This window comes from Myxococcus eversor (assembly GCF_010894455.1).
Lineage (GTDB): Bacteria > Myxococcota > Myxococcia > Myxococcales > Myxococcaceae > Myxococcus > Myxococcus eversor.
Genome location: NZ_JAAIXY010000004.1, coordinates 92775 through 118433, shown reverse-complemented (window position 1 = coordinate 118433; position 25659 = coordinate 92775). Strand labels below are relative to the sequence as shown.

Annotated in this window: 16 protein-coding genes and 1 tRNA gene; 6 read left to right on the top strand and 11 right to left on the bottom strand. The window is 69.1% G+C overall.

Features of this window, described 5'->3' with window-relative positions; genetic code table 11:
* Positions 1–40: 40 nt before the first annotated feature.
* Positions 41–3619, bottom strand: coding sequence for a VWD domain-containing protein (locus tag G4D83_RS09915; protein ID WP_163864454.1), 3579 nt, complete (start codon positions 3617–3619; stop codon positions 41–43).
* Positions 3620–4183: 564 nt separating this feature from the next.
* Positions 4184–4258 (bottom strand) — tRNA-Thr (locus G4D83_RS09910).
* A gap of 311 nt (positions 4259–4569) precedes the next feature.
* Here G4D83_RS09910 and G4D83_RS09905 point away from each other — a divergent pair.
* The gene (locus G4D83_RS09905; protein ID WP_163864453.1) at positions 4570–6120 is read left to right on the top strand and encodes a Glu/Leu/Phe/Val family dehydrogenase; all 1551 of its coding nucleotides are present in this window, start codon (positions 4570–4572) and stop codon (positions 6118–6120) included.
* A gap of 164 nt (positions 6121–6284) precedes the next feature.
* On the opposite strand, the gene G4D83_RS09900 is transcribed toward G4D83_RS09905, so the two are convergent.
* On the bottom strand, positions 6285–6644 hold the full coding sequence (locus G4D83_RS09900; RefSeq protein ID WP_141643206.1) for a PilZ domain-containing protein: 360 nt from the start codon (positions 6642–6644) through the stop codon (positions 6285–6287).
* A 168-nt stretch (positions 6645–6812) separates the two neighbouring features.
* Between G4D83_RS09900 and G4D83_RS09895 the strand changes: the two genes are divergently transcribed.
* Complete coding sequence (locus G4D83_RS09895; protein WP_163864452.1) at positions 6813–7451, top strand: DUF6066 family protein; 639 nt, start codon at positions 6813–6815, stop codon at positions 7449–7451.
* Positions 7452–7472: 21 nt separating this feature from the next.
* On the opposite strand, the gene G4D83_RS09890 is transcribed toward G4D83_RS09895, so the two are convergent.
* The 6 genes from G4D83_RS09890 to G4D83_RS09865 all read right to left on the bottom strand — a co-directional run bounded on the left by G4D83_RS09890 (position 7473) and on the right by G4D83_RS09865 (position 13628).
* Positions 7473–8933 (bottom strand): trypsin-like peptidase domain-containing protein, encoded by a 1461-nt coding sequence (locus G4D83_RS09890; protein WP_176435670.1) that lies wholly within the window; start codon positions 8931–8933, stop codon positions 7473–7475.
* A 61-nt stretch (positions 8934–8994) separates the two neighbouring features.
* Positions 8995–9636 carry a nucleotide exchange factor GrpE gene (locus tag G4D83_RS09885; protein WP_163864450.1) on the bottom strand — a complete coding sequence of 214 codons (642 nt, stop codon included), beginning with the start codon at positions 9634–9636 and terminating at the stop codon, positions 8995–8997.
* Between the two features lie 101 nt (positions 9637–9737).
* A complete protein-coding gene (locus G4D83_RS09880; protein WP_141643202.1) occupies positions 9738–9980 on the bottom strand; it encodes an RNA polymerase sigma factor region1.1 domain-containing protein in 243 nt (80 codons plus the stop codon).
* Between the two features lie 108 nt (positions 9981–10088).
* Positions 10089–12110 carry an ATP-dependent zinc metalloprotease FtsH gene (gene ftsH / locus G4D83_RS09875; protein ID WP_163864449.1) on the bottom strand — a complete coding sequence of 674 codons (2022 nt, stop codon included), beginning with the start codon at positions 12108–12110 and terminating at the stop codon, positions 10089–10091.
* Between the two features lie 176 nt (positions 12111–12286).
* Positions 12287–13219: a hypothetical protein gene (locus G4D83_RS09870; RefSeq protein WP_163864448.1), complete on the bottom strand. Its 933-nt coding sequence runs from the start codon at positions 13217–13219 to the stop codon at positions 12287–12289.
* Between the two features lies 1 nt (position 13220).
* Complete coding sequence (locus G4D83_RS09865; RefSeq protein WP_163864447.1) at positions 13221–13628, bottom strand: (deoxy)nucleoside triphosphate pyrophosphohydrolase; 408 nt, start codon at positions 13626–13628, stop codon at positions 13221–13223.
* Between the two features lie 253 nt (positions 13629–13881).
* On the opposite strand from G4D83_RS09865, the gene G4D83_RS09860 reads away from it, so the two are divergent.
* From G4D83_RS09860 to G4D83_RS09850, 3 genes are all read left to right on the top strand, one after another.
* Positions 13882–14130 carry a helix-turn-helix domain-containing protein gene (locus G4D83_RS09860; RefSeq protein WP_163864446.1) on the top strand — a complete coding sequence of 83 codons (249 nt, stop codon included), beginning with the start codon at positions 13882–13884 and terminating at the stop codon, positions 14128–14130.
* Between the two features lie 190 nt (positions 14131–14320).
* Positions 14321–18301 (top strand): serine/threonine-protein kinase, encoded by a 3981-nt coding sequence (locus tag G4D83_RS09855; protein ID WP_240356241.1) that lies wholly within the window; start codon positions 14321–14323, stop codon positions 18299–18301.
* A gap of 132 nt (positions 18302–18433) precedes the next feature.
* A complete protein-coding gene (locus tag G4D83_RS09850) occupies positions 18434–19771 on the top strand; it encodes a serine/threonine-protein kinase (protein WP_240356240.1) in 1338 nt (445 codons plus the stop codon).
* 6 nt (positions 19772–19777) lie between these two features.
* On the opposite strand, the gene G4D83_RS09845 is transcribed toward G4D83_RS09850, so the two are convergent.
* Positions 19778–21157 (bottom strand): sigma 54-interacting transcriptional regulator, encoded by a 1380-nt coding sequence (locus tag G4D83_RS09845; protein ID WP_163864444.1) that lies wholly within the window; start codon positions 21155–21157, stop codon positions 19778–19780.
* 33 nt (positions 21158–21190) lie between these two features.
* Here G4D83_RS09845 and G4D83_RS09840 point away from each other — a divergent pair, with 33 nt between their 5' ends.
* On the top strand, positions 21191–22582 hold the full coding sequence (locus tag G4D83_RS09840; RefSeq protein ID WP_163864443.1) for an MBL fold metallo-hydrolase RNA specificity domain-containing protein: 1392 nt from the start codon (positions 21191–21193) through the stop codon (positions 22580–22582).
* A gap of 9 nt (positions 22583–22591) precedes the next feature.
* Here the strand turns inward: G4D83_RS09840 and G4D83_RS46000 are convergent, their stop codons facing one another.
* The gene (locus G4D83_RS46000) at positions 22592–25645 is read right to left on the bottom strand and encodes a hypothetical protein (protein WP_240356239.1); all 3054 of its coding nucleotides are present in this window, start codon (positions 25643–25645) and stop codon (positions 22592–22594) included.
* Between the last annotated feature and the right edge of the window lie 14 nt (positions 25646–25659).

The following is a 25659-nucleotide window of genomic DNA, read 5'->3' as shown; positions in this document are numbered from 1 at the left end:
TGGAGGTGGCCCTTTCCTGTTCAGCCTTCAGCGGTGGCGGCTACTTCGCCGTCAGGCGCCACGTGTTGCTCTCGGTACCGCCGCCCTTGCCGTCCTCGGCGATGACCTTCCAGAAGTAGTCCCTGCCAGACTCCAACCTCACCGTCCTGGAGAGCTCTCGCGTCGGCTTGTCACACTCCTGGAAGGTGAAGGCGGAGTTCACGCTCCAGACGCAGTGCCTGTAGAGGACGGTGTCCTGGTCCTTGTCGACGGTGCCCGCCCACTTGAAGGTGACCGTCGAGGAAGCAATGGCCATGTCCTCCGGACCCACCAGCCCTGGGACTCCTGGAGCGTTGTTGGCTTCGACCTTCTCGGACGCCACGAACGTGTTGGCGAAGATCGGGTCACCCGTCCCCGCCACGTCCTGCGCGCACTGCATCCGTCGAACCTCATTCTGGACGCCTCGGCAGATCACCAGTGCATCCTTCATCGGAATGGACGGCAGCGCCTGCATGACCGGAATCCCGGGGGGCGCCTTGTTGACCTTGCAGGACTCCGCCTTGTACTCCGGCCAGCTCTTGATCGTGTACGACGCGGTGGAGAACCCGGGCGCATAGTCGAACAGCGAGGTGCTGTCCTTCACCCGCCAGGCATCCTCGAACTTCTCGTACAGGTCGATGTATCGCTGCGCCGGGTCCGTCGGGCGAGGCCCGAGCCGCGTCCCATCGGAGAGCTCCGGCAGCCAGTTCCCGGGCGCGATGGGGCCAAGCAAGCCCTGCGTGGCGCGAGCCTGCTGCACGCTGACGTTCATGTACCAGAGCTGGTAGTACGACCACCAGTCGACGGTGATGATGATGCGAACCCCACCGGGCGACTCGATCTGGATCCCCCCCTGCGAGGGCGTCCGGACGATACGGCCTCCGGCGGGGAGCAGGATTTCCGTACCGAGCTGCACGAGCTTCCCATCGATGCGCAGCTCCAACTCCTTTCGCTGCTCGGAGCTCATCTGGTACGTGATGCGGTGCGAGCCGACGCGCACCGCCACCGCCGTCATGATGCTCACGCACGAGGTGAGTCCGGTGTGCTCGTCCGGTCCCACGGGCCCTTCGGTCTGCACGGGGGTGTGCCGTGCCTGGATCTCCGACCCCGGATCGCGCAGCAGCACGAACTCGCCGGCGCTCTGGAAGTCGTAGCGCACACCATCAATCGTCGTCAGATGCGGGTCTCCCCACGTGGAGGGATTGCCACCCTGAATCCAGCGCCGGATCGTGTCGACATCCGCCGCGCTCAGCGGAGGCCCACCACAGGGCATCATCCCGGACGGGCAGCCTTCCGACGTGCGGGTGATCCGATCATACAGAGGCCCCGACAGGCTCGTCGCCATGGGCTGCGCGAGGGAATACGACTGCGCGAGCGGGTCCACGCCGGGACCGACCTGATTCTCGGCGAGGTTCAGGAACGTCCCGTAGTTCTTGTACGGCGGGTAGTCGAGCCCGCCGTGGCACTCGACGCAGCTCTTGTTGAAGATGCGCTGCACGTCCGTGTACGTCGGCACGGCGTTCGTCGGGGGCAGCGAGGACAGCGAGGTGTTCACGGCCGGAATCAGGTTGGCGCAGGTGAACGACGCGAGGCCGGGGAACGGGTCCGCGGTCAGGTTGGCCTCGAGTGCCGACTGGAGCGTGCTCGTATACGAAGAGAAGACATCGGCGAAGGCATAGGTGCGCGACCGGCCGCGCACGCCCATGGACCACTTGTCCACCGAGACACCGAGCGGCTCGAGGAAGTAGCGGTACAGGGCGACACGCGTCGTGTTCCCGTAGATCTCCCGGTCGACGAAGATGCCGCCCATCGTCGTCCCATCGGGAACGCCCAGGTCAATCGGACGGCGGAACACCTCCTGACGCAGCCGGGTGAGCGAGGTGCTCGTCCCCGCGCTGGTCGCGGCGCCATGCTGCTGGACGAGGCCATTCACCGTCGGCAAGGTCGTGAGGGTGTACAGGTCTCCGGTCCGGTCGAGGTTGAACTTCTGGATGTCGACCTTCCTGCGAGGCACGCTCTTGGTGCGCGACTGGGTGTCGCTGAACACGGCGTTGATGCCCAGGCCGTTGTGTCGCGCCGTGAAGAACGCCTGACTGAACGTCAGGGGTCCTGAAGAGCTGATGACCTGGTTGCCCACCGTGTCGATGCTGAAGCAGCCCTTGGTAATGGCCAGCGCCACCGGCCGTGGATCGATGAACACGTTGCCCGTGGCCCAACGGTGACTCGCGAGTTCGTCCGCGACCCGTTGCTGGTTGAGGTTGCCGTCGAGCCCTCCCGCGAGGTCGAAGAGCTGGACGCCTCGCCCCTCGCCATCGGTGAATTGAGAGAGGTGGAAGAGCGTGACGAAGGACCCTCCACGCGTGACGGAGGTGGGCGCGCCCGCGGTCGCATTGTTGAACGTGTACGCCGTGCTGACGGAAGCAACGGAGCCCACCGGGGCCGGCTCGACCGTCACCGGAAAAGTCGTGTCAAACGACAACCGAGGCGTCCCGTCGTTCGCGCCGCCCCGGAAGCGGGTGATGCGGTCGGCCGTCGGCACCCCCGGAGGCTGCAGGCTCAACTGCTCCACCAGCGATCGGATCGCGGGGTTGGTCCGCCACGTCCAGGGATTGTAGAGCCTGCGGAACGCGGCCGTGTCCAACGAGCCCTGATACAGACGATCCCGATTGAAAGGGAGCATCCCGCCCCAACTGTCATACGGGTCCCAGTTGGGCTTGTTCTTCGTCTTGATGACACCCACGGGCAAGCCGTCCGTGCCCGGGATGTCCGACGTGTTGACCACGTTCCGGGTCGAGTGACAGCTCGAGCACTTCCCGTCGTCCTTCTCGATGTGACGCGTGCGCGGCGGGATGGTGCCCATCGCCGGGATGGGCGCCAGGATGATTTCATGGAAGCGGAAGTTCTTCGTGGCCGCGTCCCACTGCATGTACTCGATGACGTCCGGGTGCGAGCCCGGATATGCGGAATGTTGGACCGGCCCGATGGAGAAGACAGACTTCGCGTTGATACTCGAGAGCAGGATGCGCGGATGCTCCGCGGTGCCCGTCTGCAGGCTCTCCGAACGCGTCATCAGGATGGCGCTCTGCCGGTACTGGACGGGCAGCGCGCTGACGAAGCGCGCCACGGTGTTGGTGTTCGCGTTGGCGGGGTCGCCCAGGTACGTGTCGATCTCCTCGGGGGTGATCGCGGTCGGGTCGGCGGCCACGAGCGGATTGATGGTGCCGGGCGAGAGGTTGAAGACCGCCTTCACCGACCGGGCCACGCCCGTCGAAAAGGTGCAGGTCAGCGACATCCCCGTGCAGTCTGGCGTGGACAGCAGGTCCGCATCCGCGTCGGTGTTCCAGCCGCCGAAGGTTGAACCCGCCGCGGGCGCGGCCGTGAGCGTCACGGTGGTCGACCCGAAGGATTCGTCACAGTCACCACCGCTGGTGTTGCAGGTGATTCCTGTCCCGGTGATGGAACCCGAGCCGAGCCCCAGGGTCATGACCTTGAGGTCGGCAGCCTCTGCTGTGACAGCGAACAGCGAGGACGCGAGCAGCACCCCCAGGAGCGCTGGACGGTTCGGTGGCGATGAAGATGCGATGAGTCTTCTGCGTCTCATGCGAACTCCGAGGGTGAAACGTTGTGGGATTGAGACAAGGCTGCAAGGGCGCGGCCGGGCCGAACCTCGCGGAAACAGAGCGCGACGCGCGGCGGCATGTGTCCCTTGAGGTTACAAACCCTCACGGAATGTTGCTTTCGCAGACACTCCGCCAAAGGCTCACAAGCACCCGCGCAATGAACTCCATGAAATCGTCATCAATGCCTCCCAGAAACAGAGGGAGTTGCATCGTGGCTTCGGAGTGGATGCCTGGCCCCCCCTGCCAGGGTGTCGGTGGTCCAGGCCATGGGGCCTGCCTCATCCCAACGGCGTGCACGGCTTTCCGTCGTTCAGGCCGAGCCCCCTGGGACCGTGCTCGAAGAGGACCTGGGGCGCCTGGAGGCCCCAATTCGACTCCTCGCGAGCCGGGGTCCACGCCATGGACGGGCTCCCGTAGGTCGGCGGCCAGACGCCCGGTGCCGGTGTAGGACCCGCCGACCGTCCCGCTGGACCCGCCAGGTGGGCCAACAGCCCCGAAAACAAAAAGGGCCGGCTGCCTCGCGGCAACCGACCCTTTTCACTGTTTGGAGCCGACACCCAGGCTTGAACTGGGGACCTACTGATTACGAATCAGTTGCTCTACCACTGAGCTATGTCGGCGCAAGGCGGCGCGCTGAGTACCATCGCGCTCCGGGTGGGGCAAGGAGAAATGATGTGCCCCCTCTTTTTGGTTTCGGACACCCTGCTTCGAACACCAACGAACGGCCCCGTCACCGTGACAGCCATGACACGGTGCATCCGCCCCTGGTGACACAGCGCGTTGCCATAAGTCCCCGTCATCGCTCCGCTTTTCGGGATGGCCAGGGGGCGCCTCGGCGGTTGACCCCCTGTTTCGCATATGCGCATAAGGGCGCCGCTATCCCCGCGTCCCCGGCCCCCTGTGGCTGGGACCACAAGGAGCCACTTTCACCATGGCCAGCGAAGAGAACTTCATGCGCGCCCCGGCGCCCACGCCGAAGCGCACCGTCTACACGGAGGCGATGGAGATCTTCCATCGGGCGGCGGACCTCATCAAGCTGGACAAGCGCGTCCGCCTGGAGCTGGAAGAGCCCGACTACGAGCACATCTTCTACGTCACGGCGAAGCTGAAGGATCGCCTCGTCCCCCTCATCCCGGAGCGGGCCAAGACGTTCGCCGACCTGCCCGAGACGCAGGTGCGCAACAAGGAAGGCCTGGAGCTGCTCGCCAACGGCAGCATCATCCTCAACGGCCGCGCCCTCCTGGGCTCCGACGTCGCCATCCGCCAGGGCCACCTGCGCCTGCCGGACGGCAAGGTCTACCAGCTCGTCCCCGGTGAGTCCCAGCGCTTCAAGGCCTACCGCGTCCAGCACAACCAGGCCCGTGGCCCCTACAAGGGCGGCCTGCGCTACCACCGCGAGGTGTCCCTGGACCTCTTCAAGGCCCTGGCCGCGGAGATGACCTGGAAGACGGCCATCGCGGAAGTGCCCTTCGGCGGCGGCAAGGGCGGCATCCAGATCGACCCGCGCGAGTACGGCCGCGAGGAGCTGGAGGCCATCACCCTGCGCTTCATGTACCGGCTCAAGAGCCTCATCGGGCCGAACATCGACATCCCCGCCCCCGACGTGGGCACCAACCCGGAGATCATGGCCCTGCTGTACCGCCAGTTCTCCGACGGTGAGCGCGAGCGCCACAACCTGCGCGGCATCGTCACCGGCAAGGACGTGCGCATCGGCGGCTCCGAGGGCCGCGGCAAGGCCACCGGTCAGGGCGTCGCGTTCTGCATCGAGGACTACTACGCGGACCGCGGCGAGAGCGTGAAGGGCAAGACGTTCGTCCTCCAGGGCTTCGGCAACGTGGGCAGCCACGCCGCCATCATCCTGGGCGGCATGGGCGCGCGCCTCCTGGCCGTCAACGACTCCGACGGCACCATCTACAACGGTGACGGCATCGACGTGCAGGCCCTGGCCGCCTACGTCCAGGACCCGAAGAACCTCAAGCGCAGCGTGCTGGGCTTCCCCGGCGCCCAGAAGATCGAGAAGAAGGACCTCTGGGACGTGCAGGCCGACATCCTCCTGCCCGCCGCGCTGGGTGGCGAAATCACCGCCGACATCGCCGAGCGCCTCAAGGTCAAGCTCATCGCCGAGGGCGCCAACGGCCCCACCACCCCGGAAGCCGACCGCGTCCTCCAGAAGCGCGGCATCGAGATGATTCCGGACATCATCGCCAACGCCGGCGGCGTGACGGTGAGCTACTACGAGTGGATCCAGAACAAGCGCATGGAGCGCTGGAGCGAGGCCGAGGTCGACCAGCGCCTGGAGCGCGCGATGAAGCGCAACTACCGCATCATCCGCGACATCTCCCGCAACACGCCGCGCAAGACGGACATGCACGACAGCCGCGGCTACTGCGCCGGCGAGCCCGTGGACACCCGCTGCGCCGCGATGATCCTCGCGCTCAAGCGCATCGAGGCCCACTACCTCCTCGAGGGTTTCTCCCAGTAGGCCTCAGCGCACCTGCGCCCCTGAAACACCAAGGGCACGGCTCCTCACTTTCCGAGGACCGTGCCCTTGTCATGCGTGGTGGGTGCCTCGGAAGACGGCCGTCGCGGCCCCCAGTCACGGGAGCGTCGGGCCACCCGGGCCCTTCCGGGCCCCCACTCGAAACCTCAGTGCATCACCCGCTCGCGGTCCACCAGGAGCAGGGGCGCGTCGTCGTGCGTCTCGTACGCAACGATTCGCAGGCCCACCCCGCGACTGCTGCCCTCGCGCCCGTCCTTGCGGCCAAACGCCAGCGCCACCTGGTAGCGGACCTCGCACAGGCAGGTCATCTCCGTGCCGTCCTCGCCGGCGAACGTCACCTTCAGCTTTTCTCCGAGCCCGACCTGATCCCGGACTTCCACGAACATCCCGCGAGCGCTGATGTTGCGACCGACGCCCCTCATCATCCCGTCCTGGGTGGTGAGGTAGACGGTGAAGACCTTGTCGAAGCGCAGGTGGGTACGACGCTCTTGGGGACGCTCGAACACTGGGGGTGCCTCCCGGCAACAGGTGGTGACAGGCACACCCTACATGGTAGCCATATGTAGGCAATTTATTTACCTACATCCACCCCCACCCACCTACGAGAAGGCATCCCCAGGATTTTCCGGGACATGGCACCATCCAGCCTCCCCCAAGCCCTGGAGTTCCTCGCCTTGAGCCGCCTTCTGGTCGCCGTCGCCGCCCTCCTCCTGCCCACCCTGGCCCTGGCCGACGTGGACGCGCGCTTCGCCAAGCTGCGCGACGACTCGGAGCCCCTGGGCGGCCTGGGGGCCTTCCTGGAGAAGTACATCGGCGCGTGTGAAGGGGCGCTGGTGGACGCGAAGTGCAAGTCCGACGCGGAGGCGTTCCGCAAGAAGTACCAGGGCAAGCAGCTCTACATGATTGTCGTGGAGGACGACGCCGGCATGCTGTCGCCGGGCCCGTACTCCCCGGTCACGGGCGAGTACACCATCAACATCACCCCGTTCTTCCCGGGGGGCCGCTACGCCATGACTCACGGCGCCCCGAAGAAGTCGGATGGCAATGGCAACCCCGTGCTGCCCTACCTCACCGTCACCGGGATGCTGCCGGACGGGTGGAACGGCCAGATCTTCTCCCGCATGTTCTCCATGCGCGGGGTGCGCGCCCAGGTCGTCTTCACGCCGCAGGGCGTGTGGTCGCTGCCGAAGAAGGGCGGCGGGAAGAACTTCGGCGTGACGGCCCGCATCGACGGGCTCATCGTCACCGAGGGCCGCACCGGCACGCAGCTCGGCCTGTGGCTCAACGGCAAGGACGCCAACGCGAGCCGCTAGGCCCGCGCGTCAAGACTCCCTCTAGCGGGCGATGGCCACGTACTGGAGGGAGTCTCCCCGCTTCACCCGCAGCAGGATGCTGGCCCCGGAGCTGCCCTTGGACAGCGCCGCGCGCACGCCGGCCGCGTCCTTCACCCGCTTGCGGTTGACCTCCGTCACCACGTCACCCACGCGAAGGCCCGCCTCGTCCGCGGGGCTGCGCGGCGTCACCGCCGACACGAGCGCCCCCGCCCACGCCTCCTGCCCCAGCGGCGCGGCCACATCCGGCGTCAAATCACGCAGCGCCAGCCCCAGGTCCTCGTCGCTGGAGGTGCGTTGGACCAGGCCCTCCGTCGCCTCCTGCGCGGGGCGCTCCACCAGCCGCACGGACACCTCCTCCTGCCGGGCCCCGGAGCGAAGCAGCGTCAGCTTCGCCTCCGTGCCCGGTGCCAGCAGCGCCACCTTGCGAAGCAACTGGAGGTAGGAGCCGATGGTCCGCCCGTTCACCGCCACCAGCCTGTCCCCCGCGCGGATGCCCGCGATGTGCGCCGGGCTGCCCCGGTAGACGTCCTTCACCATGGGCGCGCGACGCTCGCCGTTCTCCCGGTCATCGTTGACGACCACGCCCAGCCAGCCGCGCTCCAGCTTCCCGTTCTCCCTCAGGTTGGGGAGCAGGTCCTTCACCAGGTTGATGGGCACCGCGAAGCCGATGCCCTGCCCCTGGCTGATGATGGCCGTGTTCACCCCGACGACTTCGCCCTTCATGTTGAAGAGCGGGCCGCCGGAGTTGCCCGGGTTGATGAGCGCGTCCGTCTGGATGAAGTCGTCGAACTGGCCCACGCCCAGCACGCGCTCCTTGGCGGAAATCATGCCGTGCGCCACCGAGTGGTCCAACCCGAAGGGGTTGCCGATGGCCACCACCCAGTCCCCCACCTCCAGGCGGTCCGAGTCCCCCAGGTACAGGGCTGGCAGGTCCCCCATGTCGGAGCCGCTCAGGCGCAGGAGCGCCACGTCCGTGGACGCGTCCCGGCCGACGACTTCCGCGGAGAACTCGCGGCCATCCGACAGGCGGACGGCGATCTTGCTCGCCCCGGACACCACGTGGCTGTTGGTGACGACGAGCCCGTCCGCCGTCAGCACGAAGCCCGAGCCGGTGGAGCGCTTCATCCCCGTCAGCCCGCTCTCCCGGGGGCTCACCGTGGTGATGTTGACGACGCCCGCCTCCACCGCGCGAATCAGCGGCGCCAGCGACGTGGGCGGCACGAAGTTGGGGAGGCCCGGCTCACCGGCCGGGCGCTCGCGCCACAGCCCCATGGCACCCGCGCGGCCCTCGCCATTGCCCTGATAGGTGAACCAGGAGGCGTGCTCACGCAGGCGAGCCTGGAGCCAAGGTCCCACCGGTCCCTCCTCCGCGGCGAACGCCGTCAGGGGAGACACCGCCAGGACGAGGAGAACGGACAGCAATCGAGCGGACACGGAGCGGCAGCTTATACGGCGTCGCATGGCGAACGGCGGGAACAACCCAGGTCCCCACCGTCTTCCACGTTTTTCGAGCCGCCAGCCGTCACGCCTGGGCGGGTGCCACGTACTTGGCCACCTTCACCCGGGCCGGGCGGATGACCCGGTCCTTCAGCCGGTAGGCCGCCCGGAACTCCGCCACCACCTTCTGGTCCTCGTCCGGAGAGGTGGTGATTTCCATGTCCGTGGCTTCCGCCACGTTGGGGTCATACGTCTGGCCCACCACGGTGACGCGCTCGATTCCCATGCCCTGGGCCTTCGCCAGGAGCGAGTCGCGGATCATCCGCACGCCCTGGGCGAGCGACGAGGCGTCCTGGCCGCTCATGGAGAGCGCGCGGTCCAGGTCGTCGATGGCCTCCAGGAGGGACACGGCCACGTTGCCGCGCTCCACGTCCATCATCCGCTCGCGCTCGCGGGTGAGCCGCTGCTTGAACTCCTCGCGGTCCTTGTTCACCGCCTGGTAGGCGCGCGCCAGCTCGTCCACCCGTCGGCGGGAGGCCTCCAGGTCCGCTCGCAGACGCTCCTTCTCCGCGTCGGCGGCCTCGGACACCACGTCATCGGCGGGGGCCCGAGCCTCGGCTTCCTCGGAGCGGGCACCGGCGGCCTCTCCGGCGTCCTGGCCCGGCGGACCTCCGCCGTTGGCGTGCTGGGCTTCCTGGGTTGCGTCGGTGTGGGAGTTGCCGGACATGTCGAACCTGAAGTCGAGGTGTGAAGGCGCTCGTGCGCGGGTAGGCTTTGCTGGTCGCAACCTAACCGCGCGCGAGTGCGTGTCAACGCGAGGGGAGCAGGCTAATGCTCCTGCGGCGCCGGGGTCTCGGCCATGAACCCATGGTCGATCTGCCCCGTCACCTCGTCGATGATCTCCACCTGAGCGGCCCGCAGCGAGTAGTAGAGGAGCCAGCGCTCCGCCGCCGTCAAAGTCCCCGCCGGCAGTGCCTCCTCGATTTCCTGAACCGTGAGCCGCCCCTCCTTGAGCCCCTTCGCGAAGAGAGCCTTCCGGGCCACGTAGCTCTTGCCGATCCTGTTCTCCACGGCGTCGCCTCCTTTAGGTCTCAAGATAATTTCGCCCCCCGGACACCGCAGGAATGTGCGGTGGCGGGGGGCGAGGGTCAGGCCGGAGAGCAGGCGTTCAGCCGTCCGTCATGAGTCCAGGGGCTTGTGCGCGTGCTGGGTCGGCGGCGGCTGCTCATCGGTGTTCGTGTCCACCGGGTGCGCGGAGATGACCTGGCGGGCCTCGGGGTGCAGGAGCCCTCGCTGGGCCAGTACCTTGGGACCGAGGATGCCCGTCATCGTGTCCTCCTCCACCACCTCCACGGCGAGCAGCCGCGCGGCGAGGGCCTCCACCTTGTCCCGGTGATGGGTGAGCACCTCGCGGGCCCGGTCGAGCGCCTCGCTCACCAGCTTGCGGACCTCCTCGTCGATCATCCGCGCCGTCTGCTCGGAGTACGTGCGCGATTCGGGGATGCCCGCGGAGCGCAGGAAGTTGGGGCCATGGTCGGCGCTCAGGGCCACGGGGCCCAGCGTGCTCATGCCGTAGTCACGCACCATCAGCCGCGCCACTTCCGTGGCCTGACGGATGTCATTGGAGGCACCGGTGGAGATCTCTCCGATGAAGATCTCCTCCGAGGCGCGCCCGCCCATCATCCCCGCCATCTTGTCGCGCAGCTCGTCGAGCGACATGAGGTAGCGGTCCTCCAGGGGCATCGACATCGTGTAGCCGAGCGCCGCGAGGCCGCGAGGAATGATGGAGACCTTCGTCACCCGCTCGGCGTGAGGCAGCATCCAGCCCACCACCGCGTGGCCCGCCTCGTGGTGCGCGACAATCTCCTTCTCGCGCTCGTTCATCCGGCGGTTCTTCTTCTCCAGGCCGGCGACGACGCGCTCAATCGCCTCCTCGAAGTCCGCCCGCATCACCGCGTCGCGGTTGCGTCGGGCCGCGAGCAGCGCCGCCTCGTTCACCACGTTGGCCAGGTCCGCGCCCGCGAAGCCCGGCGTGCGCGAGGCGATGGTCCTCAGGTCCACGTCCGGACCCAGCTTCACGCCGCGGGCGTGAATCTCCAGCACCATCTCCCGGCCGCGCTTGTCCGGACGGTCCACCAGCACCTGACGGTCGAACCGGCCCGGCCGCATCAGCGCGCTGTCCAGAATCTCCGGACGGTTGGTCGCCGCCAGGATGATGAGGCCCGCGCGGCTGTCGAACCCGTCCATCTCCGCCAACAGCTGGTTGAGCGTCTGCTCGCGCTCGTCATGTCCGCCCGCGACGCCCGAGTTGCGGCTCTTGCCGATGGCGTCCAGCTCGTCGATGAAGATGATGCAGGGCGCCTTGGCCGTGGCCTGGGCGAACAGGTCGCGCACGCGGGCCGCGCCCACGCCGACGAACATCTCCACGAACTCCGAGCCGGAGAGGCTGAAGAAGGGCACGCCCGCTTCACCCGCCACCGCTCGCGCCAGCAGCGTCTTGCCCGTGCCCGGAGGCCCCACCAGCAACACGCCCTTGGGGATGCGCCCGCCCAGGCGGCGGAACTTCTCCGGTGTCTTGAGGAACTCGACGATCTCCTTGAGCTCCTCCACCGCCTCGTCCACGCCGGCCACGTCCTTGAAGCCCACGCCGGTGTCGGCCTCGGCTTGCACCTTGGCGCGCGTCTTCCCGAAGCTCATGACGCTCTGCGGGCCCTGGCCCATGCCTCCGGCCACCCGCCGCATCATGAAGCTCCAGAAGAGGAAGAACAGACCCAGGGGCAACAGCCAGATCCACAAGGCCTCCCCGAGTCCCGACTGCGGCACCGCCTCGAACTGGACGCCCTTCTGCTCCAGCAGAGGGACGAGCGACTCGTCGCCCTGGACCCGGTACGCCATCCACGGCAGCGCGCTGGGCTCGCCTCGCAACGGACGCTCCCCCTGCGCGGGCGGCGGCGGCTGCGCGGTGTCCTTGAGGAAACCCTTCACCCACTCGTTTGAAATCTGGACCCGGCTGAAGTTGCCGGACTCCACCGCGTCACGGAACTGGCTGTAGCTCACCCGGCGGACGCCCGCGTCCTGGAAGACGTTCCGGAAGAGTAGGAAGCCCAGGACGAGCAGCAGGATGTAGCCCAGCGGCGAGCCGAACTTGAATCCCTTGCCCGGCGTCCCTGGCTTCTCGGACTTCTTTCCCCGCGGGCCCATACCCGGCGGGAGCTCCTGTGGCTTCATCGTCGGCACGCTCGCCCTCCCCCTCCCCGCTCATTCGGGCCCCTTGCCCGGATGGCGTCACGCTCAGCCGGGCAAAGATGTTCACCTCCGCCCGACCGTCAACCCGCTGGCGCGGGTTCACGCCACGTCTCGACTGAGGAGTCGCGAGATCAGCGACAACCCACCCGCCACAAGGGTTGACCGGTGAACTCCGTGCCCAGCAGATACCCCTGGCCGTCCGCGAAGTACGCCACCGCCTCCGCCTGCGCCTGGCTTCCGGCCGGCACGGCGACGAGCGAGCCCTTCAACAACGACTCCAGGTCCGCCGCCCCCGACTGTCGCAACTCCCACACTCGCGAGTAGGTGCGCACCAGCAGGCGCTGGCCGGAAGGATGGAGCGACGCGGCCGTGGAGAGCCTGTCCAATCCTTGCGGCGCCTCCAGCGTGCCCAGCTTCGTCGCCTGGATGACGGTGCCGGGCTTGAGGCCGTCCAGCGCGTACAAGTCACCCAGCGAGCGGCGCGTCTTGGTGAGCACGCCCAGCCGCCCGGAGCGCGCGTCCAGCACCAGCGCCTCCGCGTCATGCGAGCCGTCCGGGTAGGTGAACGGCATCGGCTCCACCGGTACGGAGGCATCCGCGAGCGTCTCCGGCTCCGGGAACCGGAACAGCCGCACCTGCTCCCGCAGCTCGAAGTTGTCGCCGATGTCGGCCAGGAAGACACACGTGCGGGCCTCCCCCGGCGCACACGGCCCCACCGCCACGTCCTCGACGTCCCGGGGCTCGGCGCCGGTGAGCTTCAGCCGGGCCCGCACCGCGCCCGTCTCGTCGATGGCGAACGCCTCGAAATCGTTGCCGGAGTCGTTGTGCGTCCAGAACACGCCCGGATGGCGGACGCTGGCGGCCAGTCCGGACAGCTCCGGCAGTTGCTCCGGCACCACGCCCGTCTGCCGGGGGACGCCGTAGGTGACACAGCCGGGGAGACCGATTGCGGGCACCTGCGAGCCGGCGTCAGGGACGTCCGACTCGGACGGAACCGGCTTGGGGCTCGAGCAGGCGAACAGCCCCATGCCCAGCAGCAGGGCCCAGGTCCGGCGGGGCGCCATGTCAGGCGTCCAGGTCCAACAGCTTCGCCAGCGTCTTCGCGTCGGCGTCGGGGAAGCGGTACTGCGACATCTCCTCCAGCGTCACCCAGCGGTGGTCATGCACACGCAGGTGGCGGATGTGGTGTTCCGACTCCGCCAGCTGGCAGCGGAACACCCGGAAGTCGATGTCGTAGGTGGGATACTCGTGGCGGGTGTGCATGACCTGGTCGAGCACCTCGACGGCCACGCCCATCTCCTCGGCGATCTCCCGGGCGAGGGCCACGGAGTCGCTCTCGCCCTCCTCCACTCGGCCGCCAGGGAACTCCCACAGCAGGGGCAGTGACGCGGTGGGGGGGCGCTGGGTGATGAGGTAGCGTCCCTGCTCGTTCTCGAGCATCGCACCGACGACGCGGACGTGGCGACGGGCCATTCGCTTCTCCTGTCTCCTGGGCAGGCCAACGGGGAGGGGCGGCCTAACACAGCCCCCCGCCCGTCGCCAATCCCACGGGCCCCCCACCGCCAGCGTGGGCATGGCCCGGGCAGGCGCCCACCCCCACTCCGGTGCGCCCCTCCGTTGGCCAAGGGCCGAGGCACCATCCCCCAGGGCCCCATTCACTGTTGGAGGCCATGCTTCGGACCGTGGCCATGTGGTGAATTGGGTGACGAGCGGGCCGGATGGCGTCATGCTCGCGTCCATGAAGACGAGTCGCGCGGAAAGGGCCGAGGTGCTCGGGGCGGCACTGAAGGCCGCCCGCCAACAGGCGGGGCTCGGCGTGGAAGTCGTGGCCGAGCGCCTGGAAATGCCCCCGGAGGTCCTCTCCAGGGTGGAACGCGGAGTCATGGTACCGACCATCTCCACCCTGACGCGGTTGTGCGTCATCCTGAAGCTGGATCCGGACACCCTCCCGGACCTCCCCGAGATGAGTGACTGAGCCTGGCCCGGGTGCGCGCCGGGAGGCGGCCTGACGGCCCCACCGACGTCCCCGGAAGCGGTGGCCGTTCCCCGGTGGGAGGCTTCCGTCCGCGCCGCCGAGAGGCGATGCTGCGACGGGCCCGCACGCACGTCGGACTTCCCTCCCCTCGCCGCCATCGATGCGCTGTCCCTCCTGCCATCGTCGTGTGGTGGATAGCTGTCCCCTCCACCCCACGGCCGCGCTTCCGCCGCGCACGCCTCCGGCCCTCCCGTCGGACGTTCCCGGCTACCACGTGGGCCGTGCCCTGGGCCGAGGAGGCTTCGGGCGGGTCCACGCCGCGCGCCGGGAGGTGGACGGACGGCACGTGGCGCTCAAGGTGCTGGAGCCGCTCGCGTCCGAGCGCCTGGCGCGGGAGCTGGAAGCGCTCCGCCGCATCGGTCCCCCCTTCACCCCGGAGCTTCTGGGGGAAGCGCGCACATCCGAGGGTGAGCCCGTCATCGCGATGGAGCTCATCGAAGGCCAGACGCTGGCGCGGCGGCTGGCGGAGCTGCCAGGGCCGGGCGCCCTGCCATGGGACGAAGCGCGAGCGGTGATGGTGGCCCTGGCGCGGGCCCTCGCGCGCGTGCATGCCGCGTCGGTGGTGCACCGGGACTTGAAGCCCGAGAACGTGATGCTCGCTGGTGAGCGACTGGTGCTCGTCGACTTCGGGCTCGCGCGCGTGGGAGCCGCCCAGGACGAGGCCCCTGCCCCCACCGTAACGAGGACGGGGCAGCGACTGGGCACCCACGAGTACATGGCGCCCGAGCAGTGTCACGACGCGCGCATCATCGACGCGCGTGCCGACCTCTACAGCCTGGGCATCGTGTACTTCGAGCTGCTGTGCGGCCGGCCGCCGTTCGTCGGTGAGACGGCTTCGGTGCTCCAGGCGCATGTCTCCCGCAGGCCTCCCTCACTCGCGAAGCTGGTGCCGTCGGCCATGCCGGATGAGGTAGAGGCGCTCGTGGCTCGCCTGCTGGCGAAGGCTCCCGAGGAGCGGTGGGCCTCGGCGTCGGAGGTGGCTGATGCGCTCGAACGACTGCCGATGATTGGGCAGCACACCAGGGTGGAGCAGCGACCCGCGGGTGGAGGTGTCGAGAGCGGCGGAGCTTCCGCGCGGAGGAGCGAGGCCAGCCCGACGGGGTCGCGGGAGATCGCCCTGCTGGGCGTGAGGACCTCGCTCGACGTTCCCACTTTGCACGGGCACCTCTCCGGCATCGGCGCGGAGCTGGCGCGGGTGGAGGCGGGGCTCGCGCTCTTCGCGTTCCCTCATGCGACGGACGTGGAAGCAGGCGTGCGAACCGCACACAAGGCCGCGGAGGCGCTCGCGAGCGTGTTGCCTCCGGGCTCGACGCGCGCGGTGCATCGAGCGCTCCTGCGTGTACGGGAGCGCGGTGGTCGGCTGGTGCTGGGTGGAGCCGCGCTCGAACACGTGGAGCGCTGGTGGCCAGCGTCCCCCGTCGTCGCCAACGTCCAGTCGCAGACCGGAGAGGCCGAAGCGTCCGGACTCGATGCCGCGCACACGTCGTCCTCTGCTCTTGCCGAAACGCTGCCCCTGACTCGGGATGGCGCGTCCGGCCTCGATGTCGCGCACAGCTCGATGTCTGCCTCCACCGAAACGCTGCTGCTGACCCCGGAGGCGAGGGCCAGCCTTGGGGAACCCGAGCCCGGACGCACGCCGACTCCCACCACGGAGCTGGAGCCTCCGCGTGCCGCCTCTCTGCGCGGGCGCGACGGTGAGCTGAAGTGGCTGCGCGAGGGTGTGACGCGAATCAGCGAGCGCCGCGCGCCGCTGCTCCTCACGTTGCTGGGCGAAGAAGGGCTCGGCAAGACGCGACTGCTCACCGAGTTCCATCGAGAGCTGTTGGACGCGGGCGCGGCCTCCAGCGTGCTCGTGGAGGCCCACCGCGACGAGGCCAGCGCGACCGAGAGCGGCCTGGGAAACCTGCTCACCACCGTGCTGGGAATCGCGCCCAGCACGCCGTCCGACGAAGCCGTGAAGCTCCTGCTCCAGGGCGCGGGCCTCACGCTCGACTTCGCCACCCTGCACCCGGCGGCGCGGCGGCAGCACATCGCCCGAGCCCTCGCATCCCGATTGCGCCAGCTCGCTGAAGTCCGGCCCCTGGTGCTGCTCGTCGACGACGCGGAGACGTTGGACCCCACGGCGCTGGATGCGCTGGAGCTGGCCACGCTCGCGGGCGTTCAGGCGCCGCTGTGCATCGTCCTCGCGGGCCGCCATCGCCTGCTGGGCCTGCGTCCCTATCTCGGCGAGCGCTCCGCCGACACCGCGCGCCGGGAGCTGGCGCCGCTGGAGGACGGAGCCGCGAGGGATGTGCTGCGCGAGCTTCTCCATCGCGTGGACGTGCCCGCCGAAGAGACGCTGCGCGAGTTGGTGGAGCGGTGTGGCGGGTCACCCCTCCGACTGGTGGAGCTGGTCCGCGCACTGCGGGCGGCGGGGGCCATCCGGACTCGCCTCGGAGGCGGCGGCTACCTCGCGGCCGAAGCGCTGGATGCACGAGGCCTGGACAGCCCGAGCCCCGACGAGCGGATGGCGGTGCGCGGCCTCGCTGCGCTCCCGTCCGGACTGCGCTCGCTGCTTCAGGTGGCGGCGGTGCTGGGCGACGACGTGCGCTGGGAGGAGCTGTCCACCACGCTCTCGCTCCTGGAGCAGGAAGAAGACCTGGACCTCTCGATGGACCCGGGCGTGGGATTGGAGCGCCTGGCGCGCCTCGGGATGGTGGAGGCTCGAGGCCCCCGACGCTGGCGCTTCGAGCACACCACCCTGCGCGAGGCCTTCGCCGCGCAGCTCCCCGCGCCCCTGCGTCGTCGCATCTGCGGCGCCGCGCTGACCGCCCTCCCCGATGTCCCCACTCCGCGCAGGGCTCGCTGGGCCGAGGCCGCCGGGGAGACGCTCCTCGCGCTGGAGCTTCACCATGCGATGGCGGAGACCAGCCGGCGCGGGCACCGGCTGCTGGAGGCGGAGCGCCACTACTCGGCCGCGCTGTCCCTGCTCCCGAGGGACCACGAACTACGCAAGCTGGACCTGTTGTCGGGGCGGGGCCGCGTTCGCTATCGGCTCCAGCGCATCGACGACGCACTGGAGGACCTGCGCGAGGCACGACGTGTCGCCCACGCCCGTGGCTCCGTGGTGAGGGAGGCGGACCTGCTCCTGGAGGAAGCCACCGCGCTCGACTGGCGTGATGACACGGAGGACGCCATCACGTTGCAGGAGCAGGCCCTGCGACTGCTGGGCGATCCCGTGCCCTCCGAGATGGCTGCGCGCCATGCGATGGCTCGCGCCCGGGTCTTCGTGCGGCGCGAGGACATCACGGGCGCCATCACCCCGCTGGAGGAAGCGGTGACGCTGGCACGCGCGACTCGCGACGCGGAGACCGAAGCCATCGCCCTGGCCATGCTCGGCGCGATGCTGGGATGGACGGGACAACTCGAGGACTCCGAGCGGCGCTTCAACGAGGCCATCTCCCTGTGCGAGTCCACGGGCGACACGCTGCACCTGGGCGTCACGCTCAACAACCGGATGGTGCTGCACGTCCAACGGCGCGACGCGGCGGGCGCACGTCGAGACTTGGAGCGCGCCGTCAGCCTGGGACGCGAGCTGGGCAACGTGCAGATTGAGCGGACCTCCGCGTTCAACCTCGCGCTGCTCCTGGGCTACCAGGGACATGCGGCGGAGGCGTTGCCCCTCGCCCGTCGCGCGGGAGTCCTCAGCCAGCGGTACTTTCCGCGCTCCATGGCGCAGGACGCGCTGCTGGTGGCGCGCCTGTGCTGTGAGGTGAAGGACCTGGCGGAGACGGCTCGGCAGCTCGCGTGGTTGGAGGAGTCGACGTCGCTCGCGGGCATGTCCCCAGCGGACCAGCTCATGGCCTCCGTGGTGCGGCGCGTGGTCGATGAATCGCTGGGTGAACGCCCCTATGCCCGAGCCTTCTGGGAGGACCGGGTGGACTCCGCCAGGACGCGGATGACCCCGGACGAGCGGATGGAGGTCCTCGTCTGGGCCGCCCGAGCCGCCCGGGCGGCGGACGATGACGAAGCCCTGCGCGCCCGAGTCGCCGAGGTCGAGGACATCGCCCACGAGGCACCGCTGTGGACCGAGCGCGTGCGGGGGCTCGTGACAGATGGGCTCGGGAGATAGAGGGTCCAGCGGCGGACGGTGCGAGTTCGGCCCGGGCCACTGGTCGGATGGCTCCCGGCGGGGCGCTCGTGCCAAGCAGGGAGGGGAGGCGGGAGGAGCCCGGCCCGTGCTAGCAGGAACCGTGGAGAGTGGATGGCGGAGATGAACGAGCGCGATGGCGCGGGGACCCAAGGCCAGGTCTCGCTCTACGGAGACGAGCTGGAGCCGGGCGCCCTCGTCGGTCCCTGGGTGGTGGAGGCCCGAGTCCACTCCGGCGTCACCGCATCGCTCTACCGTGCCACACACGTGGACACGCGAACCCTCGCGGCCGTGAAGGTGGTCCGCGCCCACTTCAACCACGTGAGCGAGGTCCTCAAGCGGTTCAAGCAAGAGGCCGACACGCTCCAGGCGCTCCACCATCCGCACATCGTTCGCGTGCTCGAATACGGAGAGCTGCGCGACGGACGTCCCTGGCTCGCCATGGAGTGGCTGGAGGGCGAGAGCCTGGACCGATGGCTCGCGCGCCGAGGGCCCTTCTCGCTCGCGGAGGCCCACACGGTGATGGAGGAGCTGGGGAGCGCGCTGGCCCAGGCGCATGGCCAGGGCATCCTGCACCGTGACTTGAAGGCCCAGAACGTCATGCTCCTGCCGCGCGCGGAGGGCTTCACCGTGAAGCTGGTGGACTTCGGCATCGCCAAGGTCGCGCCCGTTGAAGGCAGCGCGGGCCTGACGAGCGCGGGCGCGGTGCTGGGCACTCCCGTGGCCATGGCGCCGGAGCAGATTCTCGGACAGGCCGTGGACGCGCGCGCGGACCTGTATGCGCTGGGAGTCCTCCTCTACCAACTGCTCACCGGCAAGCTCCCCTTCACCGGCGCAAGCGCGGTCGAAATCGAGGAGCAGCACCTGCACGCACCTCCACCGCGGTTGGGTGAGAGCGTGCGCGTTCCCCAAGGACTGGAGGCCCTGGTCCGACGGTGTCTGGCGAAGCGGCCCGAGGAGCGCTGGCCGGATGTGGCGACGTTCCTCTCGGCGCTGCGCTCCTCGCTCACGTCCGTGGACGAGGCGACGTGGGCCGCGGGGCTCTACCTGGACCTGCGCTTCCGCGAGTCACTCGAGGACCCTTCGGACGAGGCCATGGACGCGAGGGACGAGGCCCTGGAGTGGAGCCGCGCGCTGCTGGAGTCCTCGGGCTGGACGTTGGCGATGGAAGGCGGCAATGCCCTCCTCGCATGGCGGGAGCTTCCTTCCGAGTCCTCGGCACGGGACGTCGAGCGCGAGGGGTGTCGCAAGCTGGCTCAGCAGCTCCTCGGCGGAGCGATGGGGCTCGCGGGCGACGCGCTCGAAGCGCGGCTCTATCTCCATGCCGCGCCTGGCGAGCCCTCCACGGACTCGCGGGGAGGTCGGCGACTGGTGGGCGGCCTGCTGTCCCGGCTCGAAGGCTGGGCCACGGGGGGCACGCCCGGCGTGGTGGCGGAGCGAGCCACCGACTGAGGTGGCTCAGGTCCGCAGGCCGCGTCGTCGCAGCAGTCGGTACAGGTACACGCGGTCCATGTCGGCGGCGGTAGCGGCCTGCGACACCTTGCCTCCATGAAGCTGCATCAGCGCGTCCAGGTACTCGCGCTCGAAAACCTCGAGGGCCCGGCGACGCGCCTCCGCGTACGGCTGCTTCGGGTCCACCATGCTGCCGAGGACGCCCTGCGAGCTCACCTGCTCCGTCGTGGGCGGCATGGCGTCCTGGAACACGAGGCAGCGCTCCAGGTGGTTTCGCAGCTCACGCACGTTGCCGGGCCACGCGGCGTGCTGGAGCTGGTCGATGAACTCCGGCGTGCTCAGGGCCGCGACGTGCGCGGGCTCGGCGCCGAACGCGGCGAGGATGCGCTCGGCGATGAGGGGGATGTCCTCGGGGCGCTCGCGCAGGGAGGGAATGAGGATGCGCACCACCGCGAGCCGGAAGAACAGGTCCGGCCGGAAGCGGCCCGCGTTCACCTCCGCGCGCAAGTCCCGGTGGGTCGCCGCGATGACCCGCACGTTGACGGGCTGATACGTGTTCGCGCCCAGGCGGCGAATCTCGCGCTGCTCCAGCACGCGCAGGAGCTTCGGCTGGAGCTCGGGCGGAAGCTCCCCCACTTCGTCGAGGAAGATGGTGCCACCGTCGGCCTCTTCGAAGGCACCGATGCGCCGCTGGAGCGCGCCGGTGAACGAGCCCTTCTCGTGGCCGAACAGCTCGCTCTCCAGCAGGTTGCCGGGAATGGCGCCGCAGTCGACGGTGAGGAAGGGGCCGGCCGTGCGAGCGCCCGCGCGATGGATGGCCAGGGCAGCGCGGCTCTTCCCCGTCCCCGTCTCGCCTTCGAGCAGCACCGTCGCGTCACTGGCGGAGGCGCGCTCCATCAGCGCGAAGCTCGCGCGGGAGACGACGGAGGTGCCGACCAGCTCACCGAAGAAGGTGCGCTCGGAGATCTGGAGGCGATTGCTCTCGGGACTGAAGTCGAAGCGCACGCTGACGCGGCCCAGACGCAGCACGCTGCCGCCGCGCAGGTATGCCTCGCGGATGTGGACACCGTCGAGCACGGTGCCGTTGAGACTGTCCAGGTCCCTCGCGCGCGCGCCCTCGCGGTCGACCCGCACCTCGCAGTGGAAGCGCGAGACGGTGGGGTCCTCGATGACGAAGTCATTGAGGGCATGCGAGCCGATGGAGAAGGTATCCGCGTTGGAGTCCTTGGTCTGCCCGGGCTGCGGGCCCTCCAGGACGGTGAAGCGGAAGCGACGGACCGCGCCGGTGAAGCCAGGGCGGCCGGAACCGGTGGGCCGAGTCTGCTGGGCGTCCTCGCCCTTGGAGGGGGTGCGGTCCGCCCCGGGAGGCCGCTCGGAGATGCTCATGGGCGCCCCACGCTAGCACGGTAGGATGCGCCCATGGCCTCCCTCCATTTTCTCGGTGCCGCTGGAACGGTGACGGGCTCGAAGTTCCTCCTCGAGCATGACGGCAAGCAGGTCCTCGTGGACTGCGGGCTCTTCCAGGGCCAGAAGGAGCTGCGACAACGGAACTGGGAGCCGCTGCCCCTGCCTGCTCGGGACATCGACGCCATCGTCCTCACGCACGCCCACATCGACCACACCGGCGGTCTCCCCCGGGTGATTCGCGAAGGCTACAGAGGGCCCATCTACACCACGCCGGGCACCCGCGACTTGACGGCGTTGCTGCTCCCGGACTCCGCGCACCTGCACGAGGAGGAGGCCCGCTACGCGAACAAGGAGGGCTACTCCAAGCACCGCCCGGCCCTGCCCCTCTACACGGTGCCCGACGCCGAGCGCGCGGTGGAGTTGATGGAGACCTTCAGCTACGAGCGGCCGAAGGAAATCCTTCCGGGCATCACCCTCACCTTCTACCGGGCGGGCCACATCCTGGGCTCGGCGGTGTGCGTGTTCGACTTGAAGAGCACGCGTCAGCGCGTGGTCTTCAGCGGGGACCTGGGACGCTACAACGCGCCCATCCTGAGAGACCCACAGAGCGTGGACTCGGCCACGACGCTGGTCGTCGAGAGCACCTATGGCGACAGGCAGCACCGCGACACGAAGCCCGTGGATGCGCTGTGCGAGGCGGTGACGGGCGCCTTCGACCGCGGAGGCGTGGTGGTGATTCCCGCGTTCGCGGTGGGACGCACGCAGGAGATTCTCTTCCACCTGCGGAATCTGGAAGAGGCGAAGCGCATCCCGGAAGTGGATGTGTTCGTCGACTCGCCCATGGCGTGTGACGCGACGCCGCTGTACCTGATGCACCCCGAGGAGCACGACCTGACGATGAAGGCCATCGTGGAGCGCGGGGCATCTCCGCTGGCGACGCGACGGACACGGTTCGTCACGTCCGCGAAGGAGAGCAAGGAACTGAACCAGCACCGGGGCCCGGCGGTCATCATCTCCGCGTCCGGCATGGCCACGGGTGGACGGGTGCTGCATCACCTGAAGCACCGCCTGCCGGACCCGCGCAACACGGTGCTCTTCGTGGGCTACCAGTCCGTGGGCTCAAGAGGTCGGCGGCTGCTGGATGGCGAGAAGGAGACCCTCATCCACGGGCAGCGCGTGCCGGTGGCGGCGGAAATCCAAACGGTGAGCGGCTTCTCCGCGCATGCGGACTGGACGGAGACGATGCGCTGGATGGAGGGCTTCGATTCTCCGCCGCGCCAGACGCTGCTGGTCCATGGTGAGCCGGAGGCACTGGAGGCGCTCCGGCGACGCGTGCAGGCGAAGAGCTGGAACGCCTACGTGCCTGGCTACATGGAGAAGGTGGAGCTGGAGCTGGCGGTCTGAGGCTGCCGGCTAGGACTTCTCGGTGCGGGTACCTGTCCGCACCGACCAGCGGACGATGAAGTCCGGTCCGTTTCTGGCGTGACCGGACACATGCTCCAGCAACGAGGGCCGGGCGTCCCCTGTCCAGAGGCTCACGAAGTCGTCCATCCACCAGTGAGCCAGGGAGCGCGCTGCGCGAGCCACCGTCTCACGTGACACTTCGGACAGGGAGCGCTGGTGTTCCATCAGCTCGCGCACGAGCCGGGTCGGGAGCAACCAGCACTCGGCGCGAGGGATGGGTGGCACGAGGAAGAGACAGAAGGCGGCATCGGTTCGCGAGAGCATCCCGTCGAGCTGCTCACGTCCGAGCTTGAAGTGAGGCAACCACTGCCCTTCACCGCGTTGCTCCAGCTTCACCACTTGCACGAGCACCGCGCGTTCCGTGTGCACGAAGCCGTCGACATTCGCTTCGAGGATGAAGGCCACTTCGGGTCCGGTGGTGGCACGCGTGGCCGCGCCCTTCGTGCCCCGCTTTCTCTTCGACGCGCGTGGACGAACTGGGGCCTCCGTCGGCGTTGCCTCCTCGACCCATCGTGACTCAGCGGCGGAGGTCGTCACCGGAGCGAGCAACGGAGGCAGTGCATCCGTGCTGTCGGGTGGACCCTCGACGGGTGTCACCGGTGAAGTCTGTGCTTCTTCGGCTCCATCGGACGCAGCAACGTCAGCGAGTGACTCCGCTTCCCGGAGGTCCGGTGCGAGCACTTCATCCGGTTCCCCGTCACGAGGAGCCACATCAGCGAGCGGCTCCGAAAGTGACCCCACTTCCTCAAGGTCCGGTGCGCCAAAATCACCTGGTTCACCATCGAGAGGAGCAACTTCAGCGAGCGATTCCGAGAGTGGCCCCACTTCTTGGATGCCCGGTGCGCTCGCATCACCCGGTTCACCCTCAGGAGGAGCAACATCAGCGAGCGACTCCGAGGGGGGTTCTGCTCCCTCGATGTCCCGCGCGCTCATTCCGCCATCGGACGCGGAGACAGCAAGAGTGCCGTCCTCGGAAGGACCTGCCGCCCAGCCGTCCGCCACACTCGAATCCTCTAGCGCGGCCTCGTCCGGAGTGGAGTCTGAGTGCGCCGTCACTGACGGCTGCGCATCCTCCGCCACGGTTTCGTCGTCGCGCGCGGTAGCAACCCCGCTTGCCGCAACGGCTTCCGAACCCTCGATGGTGGCAACGAGCTCATCCACCACACCACGAACCTGCCCCTCCGTCAGAGGAAGCGGATCCTCGGGCACGAGGTCCGCCACGCGGCGAACCGTCAGCTCGAAGTCCAGCGGCAGAGGCTGCCCCTGCGCCAGCAAGGTCAACAGGTCCGCCTTCACGCGGCCCATCTCCCCGCTCAGCCCATCCAACAGCGAGGCCACCAACTCTCCAGTATCCTCGCGGAACCGCTCCGGGTAACGCGTGGCGAAGTCCGTCTCCACCCGAGTCACCGCGCCCAGCAACAACTCCTCCAGGTCGCGATCTCGCAGCCACGTCCGCCCGGCCAGCGGCACCGCACGAGTCACATGCAGATGCCGCAACGCCTCCGTCAACGAAGCCGGAGCCACGGCCCCCGTGGGCTTCACGGCGGGCCCTTCCTTCCCCGTGCCCTGGAGCCACCGCTGCAACGTGCGCACCCGCAACCGGACCCGCGATGACGGGTGGTCCTTCAGCTTTCGCACCTGTCGTCGGTCCGTCTCCGTGCGCAGCAGCGACAGCACCGTCAGCTCCGCCTCGGACGACGCCGCATCCGGCGCGCACCACAGGAAGAACTCGATGGCCGCCTTGCGAAGCATGGGCTTGCGCCCCACCCGCTCCGCCACGTCCTCGCGCCACGCCGCCAGCTCATCCATGCCCGGTCGCGCATCCACCGCCACCAGACGAGGCCACAGGTCCGCGCACTCCTCCGCCAACCAGCACAACTGCACGAAGCCAGGAGCCAGGGGTTCCAGCTTCGCCCGAGTCCGCTTGCGCCGCTCGAACGCGTCCGCCAGGCCCTTGCGCACCGCCGCGCGAAACAGCCGCTCCTCCAGCCACACCAGCGCCAGCACGAGCCCCGGCTCACCCTTGCGCAGCGTGGCCTGACAGTGGTCGAGCACGAAGCGCACGGGCTCCAGGCTCGCCGCCACCTCGAAGTCGCTGCCGACCAGCGCGCCCATCGCACCGCGCAGCCCATCCACCGGCGGCGCATCGAACCGCGCGAGCAGCTCGCACAGGTTCTCCACCACGGACGTCGGCCCGCCCACCTCCAGTGTCCGCGCCAGCAGCAAACCCGCGCGAGCACACCACTCCGGCTCCTTGCGGCCATTCGGATAACACGCCAGGAAGCCGCGCATCGCTCCGCGGCCCTCCGGTGACGTCGCCAGGGCGAACAGCCGCTCGGCCAGGACCTCGGAGGCCTCCTGCCACGGAATCCGCGAGGCGCGCGTCCGGATGAAGTCCGCGAGCCTGTCCCTGCCCGCCTCGGCGGTCGCCGGCAGGAGCGCGCGAAGCTGCTCCAGCATCCCGATGGCCTTCGCGCCGGTGGCCATCACCCGCTTGAGGTCCACCTCCACCGTGTCCTGGAAGCGCAGCGCGCGCCCATCGAACGTGCACGACACGTCCCCCACGAGCGTCGCCAGCGAGTCCGGATGCCGCTTGAGGTAGCGCGTCAGCACCGTCGACACGGAGTCCTCGGTCTCCCGACGAATCCGCGTGGCGACCTCCGCGTCTCCCGCCGCGCGCAGCACCTCCAGCATCTGCGTCCGCCGCGTCAGCAAGCGCTCCAGCAGCCCGGTCGGCGGCGCCGCATACGGCCACAGCAGCTCGCTGCACGAGCCCACCAGGAACAACAACTCCGCGAGCCCTCGTTCCCCCGAGGCAACGCGCTCCCACGCCGCGAGCTGCGCCTGGTTGCGCTCCTCCAGCGAGGCCCCTCGCACCCATAGCGCGAAGGACTCCGTCCATTGCGAGGACGCCGACACCGCCTCCGCATCGGGCGTGCCCGACACTCCCTCATAAAGCGGCCGGATCGACTCCGGCCACGCGGCCTCACCGGACGGCTGCATGCGCGCTCACGGTC

Coding starts and splice junctions, on each gene's coding strand:
- G4D83_RS46000 (WP_240356239.1), bottom strand. CDS start 25,645: ATGCAGCCGTCCGGTGAGGCCGCGTGGCCGGAGTCGATCCGGCCGCTT.
- G4D83_RS09840 (WP_163864443.1), top strand. CDS start 21,191: ATGGCCTCCCTCCATTTTCTCGGTGCCGCTGGAACGGTGACGGGCTCG.
- G4D83_RS09915 (WP_163864454.1), bottom strand. CDS start 3,619: ATGAGACGCAGAAGACTCATCGCATCTTCATCGCCACCGAACCGTCCA.
- G4D83_RS09865 (WP_163864447.1), bottom strand. CDS start 13,628: ATGGCCCGTCGCCACGTCCGCGTCGTCGGTGCGATGCTCGAGAACGAG.
- G4D83_RS09885 (WP_163864450.1), bottom strand. CDS start 9,636: ATGTCCGGCAACTCCCACACCGACGCAACCCAGGAAGCCCAGCACGCC.
- G4D83_RS09890 (WP_176435670.1), bottom strand. CDS start 8,933: ATGCGACGCCGTATAAGCTGCCGCTCCGTGTCCGCTCGATTGCTGTCC.
- G4D83_RS09845 (WP_163864444.1), bottom strand. CDS start 21,157: ATGAGCATCTCCGAGCGGCCTCCCGGGGCGGACCGCACCCCCTCCAAG.
- ftsH (WP_163864449.1), bottom strand. CDS start 12,110: ATGGGCCCGCGGGGAAAGAAGTCCGAGAAGCCAGGGACGCCGGGCAAG.
- G4D83_RS09850 (WP_240356240.1), top strand. CDS start 18,434: ATGGCGGAGATGAACGAGCGCGATGGCGCGGGGACCCAAGGCCAGGTC.
- G4D83_RS09860 (WP_163864446.1), top strand. CDS start 13,882: ATGCTCGCGTCCATGAAGACGAGTCGCGCGGAAAGGGCCGAGGTGCTC.
- G4D83_RS09870 (WP_163864448.1), bottom strand. CDS start 13,219: ATGGCGCCCCGCCGGACCTGGGCCCTGCTGCTGGGCATGGGGCTGTTC.
- G4D83_RS09905 (WP_163864453.1), top strand. CDS start 4,570: ATGGCCAGCGAAGAGAACTTCATGCGCGCCCCGGCGCCCACGCCGAAG.